The sequence below is a fragment of the Methanoregula sp. genome (genome assembly GCF_049690535.1).
Taxonomy (GTDB): Archaea; Halobacteriota; Methanomicrobia; order Methanomicrobiales; family Methanospirillaceae; genus Methanoregula.
The window spans coordinates 1-13,032 of sequence record NZ_JBAVMX010000026.1; the positions used below are offsets into that span (position 1 = coordinate 1).

Annotated in this window: 15 protein-coding genes; 6 read left to right on the plus strand and 9 right to left on the minus strand. The window is 51.0% G+C overall.

Translation table 11 applies throughout. The features are described from left to right. Positions 1 to 315, plus strand: a 315-nt coding sequence (locus WCE46_RS01940; RefSeq protein WP_424732018.1) for a hypothetical protein, incomplete at its 5' end; no start/stop codon positions are given. 38 nt (positions 316 to 353) lie between these two features. Here the strand turns inward: WCE46_RS01940 and WCE46_RS01945 are convergent. After that, positions 354 to 761 (minus strand): DUF86 domain-containing protein, encoded by a 408-nt coding sequence (locus WCE46_RS01945; protein WP_424732019.1) that lies wholly within the window; start codon positions 759 to 761, stop codon positions 354 to 356. Beyond that, a complete protein-coding gene (mntA, locus tag WCE46_RS01950) occupies positions 758 to 1,054 on the minus strand; it encodes a type VII toxin-antitoxin system MntA family adenylyltransferase antitoxin (protein ID WP_424732020.1) in 297 nt (98 codons plus the stop codon). The genes WCE46_RS01945 and mntA overlap by 4 nt, the downstream gene beginning before the upstream one ends. Before the next feature lie 334 nt (positions 1,055 to 1,388). On the opposite strand from mntA, the gene WCE46_RS01955 reads away from it, so the two are divergent. Continuing rightward, the gene (locus WCE46_RS01955) at positions 1,389 to 2,879 is read left to right on the plus strand and encodes a hypothetical protein (RefSeq protein WP_424732021.1); all 1,491 of its coding nucleotides are present in this window, start codon (positions 1,389 to 1,391) and stop codon (positions 2,877 to 2,879) included. A 535-nt stretch (positions 2,880 to 3,414) separates the two neighbouring features. On the opposite strand, the gene WCE46_RS01960 is transcribed toward WCE46_RS01955, so the two are convergent. Together WCE46_RS01960 and WCE46_RS01965 are read right to left on the minus strand one after the other, a co-directional pair. Further along, entirely contained in the window at positions 3,415 to 3,921 is a 507-nt protein-coding gene (locus WCE46_RS01960; protein WP_424732022.1) for a shikimate kinase, read from the minus strand. 267 nt (positions 3,922 to 4,188) lie between these two features. Continuing rightward, on the minus strand, positions 4,189 to 4,638 hold the full coding sequence (locus WCE46_RS01965; RefSeq protein WP_424732023.1) for a hypothetical protein: 450 nt from the start codon (positions 4,636 to 4,638) through the stop codon (positions 4,189 to 4,191). A 73-nt stretch (positions 4,639 to 4,711) separates the two neighbouring features. Between WCE46_RS01965 and WCE46_RS01970 the strand changes: the two genes are divergently transcribed. Then, the gene (locus tag WCE46_RS01970) at positions 4,712 to 5,836 is read left to right on the plus strand and encodes an isochorismatase family protein (RefSeq protein WP_424732024.1); all 1,125 of its coding nucleotides are present in this window, start codon (positions 4,712 to 4,714) and stop codon (positions 5,834 to 5,836) included. Positions 5,837 to 5,902: 66 nt separating this feature from the next. Here the strand turns inward: WCE46_RS01970 and WCE46_RS01975 are convergent, their stop codons facing one another. Then, entirely contained in the window at positions 5,903 to 6,505 is a 603-nt protein-coding gene (locus WCE46_RS01975) for a hypothetical protein (protein WP_424732025.1), read from the minus strand. A gap of 72 nt (positions 6,506 to 6,577) precedes the next feature. Here WCE46_RS01975 and WCE46_RS01980 point away from each other — a divergent pair, with 72 nt between their 5' ends. Further along, complete coding sequence (locus WCE46_RS01980; RefSeq protein WP_424732026.1) at positions 6,578 to 8,053, plus strand: MFS transporter; 1,476 nt, start codon at positions 6,578 to 6,580, stop codon at positions 8,051 to 8,053. Positions 8,054 to 8,063: 10 nt separating this feature from the next. Here the strand turns inward: WCE46_RS01980 and WCE46_RS01985 are convergent, their stop codons facing one another. Further along, a complete protein-coding gene (locus WCE46_RS01985) occupies positions 8,064 to 8,708 on the minus strand; it encodes a hypothetical protein (RefSeq protein WP_424732027.1) in 645 nt (214 codons plus the stop codon). A gap of 569 nt (positions 8,709 to 9,277) precedes the next feature. Then, a complete protein-coding gene (locus WCE46_RS01990; protein WP_424732028.1) occupies positions 9,278 to 9,601 on the minus strand; it encodes a hypothetical protein in 324 nt (107 codons plus the stop codon). A 425-nt stretch (positions 9,602 to 10,026) separates the two neighbouring features. Between WCE46_RS01990 and WCE46_RS01995 the strand changes: the two genes are divergently transcribed. After that, a complete protein-coding gene (locus tag WCE46_RS01995) occupies positions 10,027 to 11,280 on the plus strand; it encodes a hypothetical protein (protein ID WP_424732029.1) in 1,254 nt (417 codons plus the stop codon). Between the two features lie 267 nt (positions 11,281 to 11,547). Beyond that, a complete protein-coding gene (locus WCE46_RS02000) occupies positions 11,548 to 11,994 on the plus strand; it encodes a hypothetical protein (RefSeq protein WP_424732030.1) in 447 nt (148 codons plus the stop codon). A 496-nt stretch (positions 11,995 to 12,490) separates the two neighbouring features. Here WCE46_RS02000 and WCE46_RS02005 read toward each other — a convergent pair whose 3' ends face one another. Together WCE46_RS02005 and WCE46_RS02010 are read right to left on the minus strand one after the other, a co-directional pair. Then, positions 12,491 to 12,763, minus strand: coding sequence for a zinc-ribbon domain-containing protein (locus WCE46_RS02005; protein ID WP_424732031.1), 273 nt, complete (start codon positions 12,761 to 12,763; stop codon positions 12,491 to 12,493). 123 nt (positions 12,764 to 12,886) lie between these two features. Next, positions 12,887 to 13,032, minus strand: a 146-nt coding sequence (locus WCE46_RS02010; RefSeq protein ID WP_424732032.1) for a DUF350 domain-containing protein, incomplete at its 5' end; no start/stop codon positions are given.

Genomic DNA, 13,032 nt, shown 5'->3' on the forward strand with positions numbered 1-13,032 from the left:
GTAATGACAGAAACCGATTTACAGCGTAAGCACACGAAAATCAGCGAGATCAGGGAAGTTGTCGGGATTTTTGAAATCGACATAGAGGACATGAAATACAGCCCCTTAAAAATCAAGGTAAAACAGGTCCTCAATGCAGGCGGCGAGAGTTATATCGGTGTTGCAAACCTGATGGTAAAAGGCAAAGGCTGTCCTGATTATTTCCGGAGCATGAATCCGAAAGACACAAAAGAAGAAGCCCTGGAAGATGCCGCAGATGGTTTTTTTGAATATCTCTCCGATGAGTCTGAAATAAAAGAAGTCAAAAACTGGTAGTTTTTTTCTTTTTTGTCAGATCAGGGTCTTGAAGAAATTCACCCTTTTTTCTTTGTGGGACGCTCCCGTTTTTTCTTTGTATTCCCTGTGCCCGGTTCTTTTGTTGCGGTATTTTCGGAGATCCTTTGGATCTCCCGCTTTAAAACCGGTAAATCCTGCCTGACGGTTTCATACACCGCTTCATAATCCACGCCAAAATAGTGGTGGATAAGTTTGTCACGCATACCGGCCGTTGCCTTCCAGGGAATATCCGGCGTGTCTTTGCGTAATTGCGGCGAGACATTCTTTGCTGCTTCCCCGATAATGGAAAGCATCCGTTCGATCCCTGCACGTTCAAGCGGGTGGTCCTTGAGATCTTCGGCAGAAGAGATATTTTTTGCAAATTCTTCGATATGGGAAATGGCATCAAGAATATGGAAAAGGTACGCCGGATCTTCCGGTCTCATCCATAGATCACCACTTCGTCCCGGTGAATTGAGGAAGAAAGGTACGGGCTGACCGATTTTTCCGTTACGAGATCGACCGGTACCTTCAGGTTTTTTGCAATCTCATCCTCGATCTGGACAAGCTGGATGAGGCTTTTTGGCTGCGCGAACCGGACAAGAATATCGATATCGCTTTTTTTTCTTGCCTCGCCACGGGCGTAGGAACCAAAGACGGCGATCCGCTCAGCGCCGTACTTTTCCAGTATTGCGACGATGGAATCCCTGATTTCTTTTTTTATCCTGTGTGCCGCCATAGTCCTGAACACAACATCCCGTTTTTTTTAATTATTGTAGTATTATTGCCGGCACTTCATCAGTCTTTCGCCGGGCAGATCCTGTGATGGGAATTCGTGAGGTTCGACCGGTAACCTCGGGCTAAAAATAATTCCTCGCACGGGACAAACGCGACAAAAGCCCCGGCCGGCACTCACAACAGGGTGGCGAATTCCTCTACGGTTATCCCCGCCCGGCTTCCCCGGGGAGGGATTACGGCATTAATATATATGGATCCCCTCTCACGATCTGGTAGTATCTTCCAGTGCCGGATCCGATGATCCAGGCCAGTTTTACCGGGTGTGAAATGAAAAGATGAATCTCCGTCAGTGTTGTACAGCAGTTTTGATCTCGATTGTATTTTTGTCCGTACTTGTCGGGCCGGTGTTGGGACATGATTACCCTGTCGACCCGTCTACCTTTTCCCTGCCGGTGTTCCAGAATTTCCTGAATACAACCTCTGCTGGCGACACGATCACGTTTGGAGAGGGAACTTACGATATACATGATCTCTTAATCGCCACGGATAATCTCACCTTCCAGTCAAACCAGTCGTACGGAGGTACGACCCAGAATACGATTCTTGACGGGATAAATGGTCCAGCTGCTACGAGTGTGGGTATACTCTATAATATTTCTGGAGGTTACCCGATCGAGGTTACTCATATTACCATCAGCCACCTGACGTTACGGAACGGATTTTCGCAGGGTGCAGATGGTGGCGGCGCCATAGACAGTTATGCTAATGTAACCGTTATCTCGTCGGATTTTTTCAATGATTCGGCACCGGGAAAGTATGGCGGGGCTATAAACATTCATTCTAATGGCCAGAACCTGACAGTTACCGGATCAAATTTCACCTGGTGCCATTCAGGGTATGGAGGCGCTCTTTCCGGCGGAGGTAATGCCTACGTTATTGTCAATTCGTCATCATTCACGAATTGCTATGCGACCAGTGGTGGAGCGGGTTTCGCAGGTGCAATTTATGGAGGTCAGGGCGGGACAATTAACTTCTGCCGGTTCGGGAATGTCACCTCTGATACGGGCGGTAAAATTGTTTCTAATGGCGGGGGCGCTCCATTAAATGTGAATGAGAACTGGTGGGGGACGAACTCTCCGACGTCTTCTTTGACAGGAGGATTAACGATACCCACGTACCTGAAACTGGGTATTACTGCGACACCGACAGGGATTTCAACGTCTCAGACCAGCACCATCCAGGCAAACCTCAGTTACGATAATACCAGCACGCTCGTGGCTGCAAACATCCTCCCGGACGGCATACCGGTCATCTTTTCCATCGGGTCCGGGCCGGCGGGAGCGGCATTATCCGCAGCGCAGGTCCTGACCACGGGTCACCAGGCAGCCACAACGTTCTCATCGCCGGCGATTGGGACCGCTCTCGTTAACGCTTCCGTTGACGGCTTTAACGTATCGGTAAATGTCCCGGTCATTGCGGCACCAACCCCGACATCTCCCGGCCACCAGAGCACCGGGACCTGCTACTCGTGCAGTTCCGGTGCAAACGACCCGGGCTACACCGGCCCGCAGCCCACTCCTCTGGGGCTTGGCCCGAGCCCGACAAAAACCATCCCTGCAACCCCGGCAACCCCGGTTACCCCGGCGGTAACACCTGCCATACTTTCCCCTCATCCGCTCCCGGCACCGTCAGTCCTTGACCAGATCCTGGCGGCGATCCAGCAATATTTCGCCTGGCTGGTCCTTATCGTTATCATCATCGTCCTTGCCGTACTCCTGCGAAGATGGTGGATCCGGCGCCAGAACCCGGCGCTGTTCCGGAAATAATACGAAACGATACACCGGGAACACGTGAAGGGGAAGAGGTATGTACCAGGGGATCCCGTGGCCCCCTGTACGGCCCTCCCCCCACAGCCCCTGATCCGGACCCAATCCGGCCTCCGATTCCCCCACCCGGCACCCAATCGGAGCCCGTATTAGCCTCCTTTTAAAAATAAACCCAAAAATGCCGTATTTTGGCAATCGGACGAATTTAATGGATATCCTAAGGCCCATTCCCGCCCTGATCTTACCTCAAACGGGCATTGGGGCCCATCCCAAAAAAAGAGGCCGCCGGAACGCGTCTATGGCCCGTTTACGGAGATCATATACGACTCAATTTGGGCGTATTTCTGAAAACAGGGTGTTATATTTGTTTTTTTTCGTTTCCTGTGAGATCGAACGGTTTTACGGACATATCTTTCGGGGGATATCAGGGCTATTCCAGGTTCTCCAGTATAGTGAATTTTGTACCTCCGGAGCTACCCACGCTGGCTGTGGGGCGACAGCCCCTTTTGAAGCGTCCTTTAAAAAAAATCTCGCCCTACGCCCGGAACCCCCCCATCTCTCCTATTACCTTCCCCACAACCACCTCGAAATCCTCCCGTTCGCACTCGACCGTGATATCGGCATACTTCTCGTACAGCGGGACCCGCTCGTGATACATATCAAAAAGACTCTCGCCGGAAAACAAAACAATCCCCCGGGTCGTGATGTTTTTGAGTCTCCTTTCCATCTCCTCAAAGGAGATCGCGAGGTACACGACCACGCCCTCCTCTTTGAGGTGCGCCATCGCCGTTCCCGAATATACCACGCTCCCCCCGGTGGCAATCACAGAATTGCGGCAGGAAAGAAACAGGACGGTCTCCTCCTCAGTTTTCAGAAACGCCTTCGGTCCCTCCGCGTCGATAATCTCCTGCAGGAGCCTTCCTGTACGTTCCTGTATCGTGATATCGGTATCGACAAACGTCATCCCGAGCGTCTTTGCAAGGATCACGCCCACGGTGCTCTTCCCTGCGCCGGGCATGCCGATGAGAATAATGTTTTTCATCGAGGTGTGCAGCCTCCCGAATTGTTCCTGATCGGGAAATATCCTTTTGGGATTCCCGTTGCCCTGAAAAGGAGGGCGGACCTGTACGGTGCGTCTGTGCGGTCACGCCCGGTGATCACAGGGAAACCCGGACGATCGAGCGATGCCATAGAAAGAACTCTCCCGCATTGCACATCGCTCTTTTCTTTTACCGGCCCTGGTGACGTGCCGGGGGACCGGAGCGTTTTCGGGAAAAAAAACCCGGGGACATCGTAGCAGGATGCCGGTTCACCGGGTATGCTCATCGTACCATGCCTGGAGCTGGTTCTGGAGCGCTGCATTGCCCTTCTCAAGGTCAGAATAGACCTTCTTTATCGCATCCATAACCGGGGCCGGCAATTGTGCGAACACGGCGTCCTGTGCCAGGTCCGTATGGACCGAGAGTTTTCCTTCTTTGTCCATGGTAACGCTGACGCCCAGGGTACAGACCCGGTCAAGGGAATCTGCAGGCCTGTCTGCTGCGTTTTTTGTAATTTTGAGCGCCACCTCAATGGACTTTTTATTGTTGTCATTGTCGATTTTTAACCGGACAATGGGAAAATGGGGTACGGCGTTGACAAAAAAAGCATCCTTTTCCTTGTTCACGAAAATCGAATAGTTGAAGACCTCAATCTTTTGTGATGAAATAAGGTAATCCACAAAACTTTTGATAAGATCTGACTGCTTGTTGTCGCTCATACATTCCACCCGGATGAGTACCATCTTGTCTTTTTTAGTTCTTGTTGATCTCCCCCTACATTAAATGTCCGTGATGAGACCCGTTACATTTGCCGAGTCCCTCGCGCCCCACCGCACCGCTTTTCATCCTTCCCCGCCAAAACTCCCCTGTATGATCACCCTGTGCCCCTTAACCGGACCGGATATCAGCGTCATCAAGTCCTGGCCCCCGTATCCCACGGAATTTGCCGGGCTGGATTATGCCCTGCGAGACCGCGGCTGGCTCGACGAGTATACCGGCAAACCGGGAACCGAAGCCTTTGTGGCCCGGGAGGACGGGGCCATGGCCGGCTTTTCGATCCTCTCCTTTGAAACGGCCGGGTGTGCCGAGTTCCGGATCGCGCTGCATCCTGAACTGGTGGGACACGGCCGGGGAAAAGAGATCGCTCTCCTCACGCTCCGGCACGGTTTCTCCCGCCCGGACATCCGGTCGATCCGGCTGATCGTGAGAAAGACCAATCTCCGGGCACAGAAACTCTACGCATCGCTCGGGTTCGAGAACGTGGGCGAATGCACCGAAGAGGTCCAGAAAACACCCGTGGAGTTCTACCGCATGACCGTCAGCCGGGACCGGTTCATGCTCGCGGAACAAAAGGTACAGGATGCAAAAAAGGGGCGGGAGGCAGTGCTCGTCATCGATGTCCAGAACGAATATTTCACGGGCCACCTCCCGGTCACCCACCCCAAAGGAAGCCTTGACAATATCCTTTCAGTCATGGACGCTGCACGGGACCACCATATTCCCGTCGTGGTCATCCGGCATTCCAGTACCGCGCCGGACGCACCAACGTTCCGGCCCGGCACGCACGGGTGGGAGCTGCTCGACGAGATCAAATGTCGGCCGTACGATATCCTCATCGAAAAGACCCTGCCGGGCAGTTTCACCGGCACCGGCCTTGGCGCATGGCTCGAAGGAAACGGGATCGCGAAGGTTACCATCGTCGGGTACATGACCCAGATGTGCTGCGACACCACGGCCCGGCAGGCCTTCCACCGGGGATATGCCGTGCAGTTCATCTCCGATGCAACCGGGACGCTCGCTTTTTCCAATGCCGCAGGAACGGTCACGGCAGAAGAACTGCACCGGGCCATCTGCGTAACGCAGGCGATGCGGTTTTCTGCCGTGATGACCACCCGGGAATGGCGTGCCGGCCACTGAGACCAAAAAGGGCGGACCGGCAATCACCCCGGGTATCGTCAGTATTTTTTTTGGTAAATCCGGTCCTCACGTAACTTCAACGAGGTTGAAGACATTGGCATACTCGTACTGGTTGACAAAATCGGCAGTCTCGTCCACGCCAAGGATACCGACAACCGTGCCATTCGAATCCCGTATCGGGGCATACCCGGAGAGAAACGATCCCCACTTTGATGTGTAGATATCCGGGGAATTTTGTGGTGCGGAAAGCGCTGCCAGGAGCACCGGCTTATCCTCGGTTGTCAGGTCCCCGATCCGTGCAACAGACGGGTCCAGCCCGTGTGTAAGGTAAAAGTCATCGACGACGTAACTGATATTCCCGTTATCCACCCGCATGATGTACGCGTTGCTGATATGCGTGTTGTTGCTGCGTGCCTGGTAAATCGTCTTTGCAAACGAGAGGTAGAGCGGTGAACCTTCATCGCCCGGTTTTAAGGTAAGCAGCCCGTCGCCGTTTACCTGACTGGCGATCTGGCTCGCGGTGACCCTGAGTTCATCCTGGAGCAGGTGCTTTCTTACCTGTACCTGACCGGTAAACCCGATCGTAAAGATAACGGCACCGACAACGATCAGGACACAGCAGACAACAACAAGCACCCTCACGCGTACGGTGAACCGATCCAGGACCATTTCAATCCGTACCTTCTCTTTTCTCACACAAATGAGTTTTGTTCTTATTCCCGGTCCCGCCCCTGGATCATATTGAAACACTCATATACCCGGCAGGGCGACTTCCTGTTGATGGATGCACACACCAGGGCAGCCGCCCCTGAACGGTACTGGCGGCTCAACCTGGCCCTCATCTCCCTGGGCGCTCTTCTGGGCGCCTATGCGGCAAGCAACATCACGGTCTCGCTCCCGCTGATCGCAGGCGATCTCCATACAAGCACCGGGCTTGCCTCCGCTACCGTCATTGTGTACCTGCTGGTCCTTTCGGGACTGTTTCTCTTTTTTGGGAAACTTGGCGACGTCTGGGGGTATCGCAGGGTGTTCCTTTTCGGCATGCTTGCATTTACTCTTGGATCATTTCTCTGCGGCTTATCGGACACCGTAAACCAGCTCATTTTCTTCCGTATTATCCAGGCGGCAGGTGCGACGATGGTAGCAGCCGTCATCACCCCGTATGTCACCTGCCATGTCCCGGAACCATGGCACGGGCGGGGTTTTGCGTATCTCTCCGGGGCGGCAGTCCTCGGGGTCATCATGGGGCCGACGCTTGGTGTGGTCATTACCGATACGCTCACCTGGCGCTGGGGTTTTTTTGCCATGGTACCGGTCAGCCTTGCGATTGTTGCAGCCGGCTTTTTTACCCTGTCGGCAGGCGAAGAGATGTCCCGGAAAAGGAAGTTCGATCTTTTCGGGGCATGCCTCTTTTCCTGCGCCACCCTCGCACTCGTCCTTGCCATCAGTTCGGTGCATGTCTTTGGGATCACGAGCCTCATCACGGCAGGCCTTGCCATTTTAACGTTTTCCTTCTGGACGCTCGCGATCGTGTACGAGAGTGCGACCGAGGACCCGGCCTTTGAGATCTCCCTTTTCAAAAACCGGCACTTTACCAATGCAAATATCTCGTTTTTCCTCATGAAACTGGTCATCAACGGCCCGGTCTTCCTCTTCCCGTTCTACTTAAACCTCGTCCTTGGCTATTCCTATTCACTGACCGGCCTCATCGTCATCGTACCCGCTGCCGTGATGCTCCTTGCCACCCCGGGAGTGGGCCTCCTCGCCGACCGGTTCAGTGCACGAACGCTCTGCATCATCGGTGCAGCGGGATCGGCAGCGGTGTACCTGTTCTTCGCCGGGTTTACGCAAGGCATCACACTCAGTATGGCCGTCCTCGCGCTCCTCATCCTTGGTGTTACCCGCGGGGTCTTCCTCGTTCCCAACACGAAACTGATCATGGACCACAGCCCCGCAGATATGAAAGGCGCTGCATCCGGCGTCATGAAGGCGCTCGGGAACACCGGCATCATCCTTGGGATCGTGATCTTCCAGATCGCCTTTTCCGAAACCCTCATTGCCGCGGAAGCCGTGGGGCAGTTACACGATCCGTTCGCGGTCCCGATGCCGGCGCTCGCGGGCGGTTTCCAGGCAGCATTTCTCCTTGCTGCCGTCCTCAGTATTGTCGCGCTCTTCTTTGCATGGCATGCACGGGATGCACCCGTAGATACAAAATAAAAAAAAAAGATCAGGTTGTGCTTGAGTGCGGAAGTGCCGTGTAAATAATCAGCGTCACGAAACCGAGTAATGCGGTGCCATAGAATCCCTGCCAGACAAATACTGATTCTATAGTCGACAGGTAGGTAAAAGGACCACCGATAGCCGCCACGTACCCGACAAAGGCGATAAGTGCTATCGCAGCCTGTTTACTCTTCTGCCGGTCGATGCTGTCGATCCATTTTTTGAGTTTTTCCTCCAGTTTTTTCTCTTTATCCGTCTTGTCTGTTTTTTGTTCGTTCTCTGCGAGCAGTGCCCGTGCTGGTTTTGCTTCCGGGGCGTCGGTCATGGTGTACGTTATCACCCAGGCAAATATGCATAACAGGAGGAAACAACCAAACCAGAACAGTGTCGGAGGCGTCGGCATCGACCGGAACGTCCCGTCAAGCAGCGTGTAGACGGTCATCACCGGGATGGGAATGTACTTTACCAGTGCACTGACCATTCCGTCCATGCCATCGTTCGCCGCCCCGGTGCCCCCGTTTCCCCCGGTATCCCCACCGGCTGCCGCCATAATGGCCATATGCCGGTCATCATCAGCGTGGGTCTTCTTCAGCGTGAGGAGTTCATTTTTCGCTTCGACTTCCTCTTTTGTAATTACTCTCAATGTGCTCATACCAGCCTTCCTGAAAATATTTTAAAAATAAATGTATTATTATATACATAAAACTTATTGCCCGGAATGGTGAGAACAGGTGCGATTGCCGGAGGTATTTTTCCGCAGATGATGAACGTATCACCCGCAGTGGTAGATATCCATTCCTGAACCGCCATTGATATATAATAAAAACTTGTATAATTCACTAAAGGATAAGATCGGGTGCGGTATCCCGCCGGGCCCGTTTGCGACAGAATGGAACGTGATACCCGTGGAGGTCGGACCCGCAACAACCGTAGGCACTGAAGTGTATGTCGATCCCGAATTATGCAAACGGTCGCGCCATTGTCATTCGGCTCACAAGTGCGTCAACTTATGCTCGATGGGCGTATTTGTCGGGATAAAAGGAGACGGCGTTTACCCGGAAAAAAGTGAACTCTGCTGCATGTGTTTTCTGTGCAACGATTTCTGCCCCGTACATGCGATCACCGTCCGGTGGACGCTCCGGGCATGAGTTCGGGATCAGGGACCGATTCATCCGGGTGAGTATAGCACGGTGTTTTTCGGTTTATTAAAAAAAGTGAATGTTACTCTCCTGCCGGCTTAACGGCCTGCAGGGTGGTGTTTTTCTGATATGCACTTATAACTGCACTTCCACCTATCCCGGCAGTTAATGCAATTAAAATTAATTGAGTCCCGGAAACAGATGCAGCTGTGGTCCCGACCGTGGTTTCAAGATACGTAATAATTGCAGCTACTATACCGGCAATGATATCATCGAGACTACCCCACATGAATTTTTTTGTACCAGGGTCAGTGTGAGGTAGATCAAATGATTTAGTATACAAAACATTGTGGACAAATCCGCCAATCAAACCAAAAATTAATACCGTAATTAAGTCCATAACCATTGTCATTAATACCCCTTCCAGGTATAAAAAAAGTATAATCTTTCATGATTAATAAATATTTTTTATCTAAAAATATTTAATAATAATCAGAACAGCACCTGCATTCAAGCGCTCTTAAGAGGTTATACATGAACACGTTGATTTGATTCTCCGTGATTGCCGCTGCACTCATTTCCGTAATGGGAAGGGAGCAATCCTCGCACTCTTCCCAGTATCGGGAGACTTGTTCGGTGCGTATAGAATTTGTTTGGAGACTGGTTTCTTTTATTGGTTTATCCCCCGGAGATCTGGGATGTTTTAACCCGGGGTACTGGTGTGAATTGTGAAGCATCATTCCATGCAAGTACTTCCGCGGGTTTGTTCTCCCTGCCTACCCCCACAAAACGATCAGCATCTTTATCCCCCCGCGATATCCCTATCATTTTATGAAAACCCCGTATGTTTTTTTCACAATCATACTCGTTTTTCTCATTACGGCAGGCTGCGTCACGTCAGGTCCGACCGGGTCTCATACCTCAAATGCCACTCCGGCGCCTGCTTCTTCTTTATCCAATGAAAGTAATGAAACCGGATATCCGGTTTCGCCTCCGGCATCGGTCATTGTTCCCTCTGCGACTGCAGTCTCCTCAACGACAGCGACCCCAGATCTCGAATCACAGGGATCGATCAACAAAATGTACTATTATACGTTAAATGGAAACCAGGGATTTATTCCCATAAAGGTGTATACGGGAGTGAATAATTACGTCACATCGTTAGGACCGATCTACACCGGGGATGATTATAATGCCGTCATTTCAAATGAGATCCAGCGTGAGTACATCATGCCGATGGTCAATGAAATCAACCATTCTGCGAAAAATCCTGACGATAATGCGAGAATCGCAATAAACCTTGTACAGCACATCAGGTATGATGCCAACACTCTCAATGAAGTTCAGGTGAATGCATCCAAATCGGGTCAATTATACATCGGACGATACCCCTATACGATCCTTTTTCAGGAGTGGGGAGGTATCTGCGGAGAAAAATCATTTCTCCTTGCGCTCCTGTTAAAGGAACTCGGGTATAATGTAGCACTGATCCAGTTCAATTTTGGCAGCAACGAGCCGGGACATATGGCTGTCGGAATAAAAGCTCCGGCACAGTACACCTTTGGAAATACCGGTTATGCACTCATAGAAAGCACAGCTCCCGTCATACCTACCTTTGACGGGTATTACCTTACCGGGATGGATGAACCAATATCATCGTTTACTCCCACAAAGGTCATCCAGATCTCTGACGGCAAATCATTCGATAGTATGGGAACAGAATCTTCCGATGCACAGATTGAACAGTCAGTTTATTCCGCGTGGGGGCAGGTAAATGAAGCAGCCATTGAGCTCAATGTCTCATCGCAGCAACTTGCCACCCTTGAGTCTCTTGTAACCTCCTGGAAATTAAAAGTGCAGTATGATCTTTCCATTAGTGATATGTCCAGCTATTCAAACGATTTACAAATGTACAACCAGGCATACAGCGATTATCAGAATTATTACACGATGGTCTACACTCCCGAGTATACGGCATGGAACAACCTTAATACCAATTTCCAGAATGTTTACGCGCCCAAAGAAACGGCACTTGAGAATAAATACGGGATGGACCGGGGAATTAACGTAGGTGTGGGAACCTGACAACAATCCGGGAAGACAAAAGATGTTTATTCCCGTAAATCCTGATGGTGAAATTGTCTTGGAATTTCCTGATTTTATGGTTTTTGCTCTCTGTTAATCCTGCATCGTCTCTTAAATTTTTAACAGAGAATCTAAAAAAAAGTACCGTCGAAAATTATATCTGGTGACATAGTAAATTCAGGTTTAATGGAAGGTTGAACCGGAAGGTGCCGGTAGATCCTGCACGTGATATCTGGAAAGATCTTCCTTTAAGGCAGGTGAGGGCATATGGCAATCCGGAAACGAGAATTTATTAAAAAATGTGATTACCTCGGCATCATTGGCGTGACACTCCTTATTATGAGCATTATCGTGACAGGGTGCACCCAGACCTCCAGTACTAATCCCGGCACATCTGCAGCAACCGTGTCGCCGACCGACTCCGGAAACAATGCAAACAGTCAGAACGGTGTTTCCATAGCCCTCGTGACTCCCGGCCAGCAGGGAACCAACGTTACCTTAACGGGAGCTTTTGTGCACGGTCATTATGTGAGCAATATTACTCCGATGATGGCAGCTGCGCAAAACCTCGGGGTACCCGAGAGCGCTCTTATCAGTGCCCTGACTCCCCCACCGGATAGTCATGTTATCAATTATACCTACGCAGCAGCACAATTGTCTATGGTAACCGGGACTACCATAACTCCAGACCAGCTCATGGCGGCGCTCCGGTAAAGCTGAAATAAAGAGTTCTGGCAGAGGAATTGACAAACTCTTGCACGCGTTAATTTTTTTTATCACGGCCGGTGAAAAATTCCCGGTACACCCGGCACAACATCCCCGTGCCGGAGCGGCAAAGCGCACCGTCCCTGCACCATTCGCCAAAATTTACTTAAAATTTTTTTTCACTCAACGCCTTGTATATGAAGTCCTGAAGGTAAATTGCAGTATAGCCCTGTGGTAAAAGGGGGTGATCTGGATGGGATGCTGGGCTTACCCTTATCTGTGTATGTTCTGCGAACACGTTTGCTCGTGTCCGGCCTCATGGGTGTGTTAAGAGGCAGCCGGGGCCGCAAGAAACCCATTACTCCGTTTGGCGTTTTTTGCGGCACAAGCCCCGGGAACCCGTGAATGTTATCCTGAAACGCCGGGTTCCCCTGGCCGTCACTTTTTTATGAGTTTCACCGTCAGAAGTGTGGTATTAAAAAAATGCTGCTTGTGGACTGGACTATCACGCATCTTTACGGTAAAACCTGTACACGATGTAGATCAGATTACCAAAAAAACCGGCAATGATCACAATCCCGATTATTGGATTATTAAATAAGATCTCGCCGATATCGGGTACAAGAAAACATGCTAACAGACCGAATAAAACCCCGATTGAAATATTTATTACATCCCGGGAAATCGTTCCCCGATATGACTTTAGCTCCGTATGCCCGCAAAAATGACATGTTGTCTCCCCATCGGACAGCCTGGTCCCGCATTCAGGGCAAATCATACTGGAATGTACGTGACTGAAATATTAATCGCTATCTTGTCCCGGGTTTTGAATATGAAGGGTACAGGTTCATGCACGATTCTTTAAGAGAACGTCTAAAAAAAGAAAATTAAGCGTGACGCATCAGGCCAGTGCTGCGGTGATACCGACAACACCTGACTGGATGATCAGGGCAACAGCGATGATGACGCCGGCGACTTCAAGCGCGACCGCGACATTGCCGTTTTTCAGTTCCTCGAACGCATTCATCTGCTTGGTGAGTTTGTCAA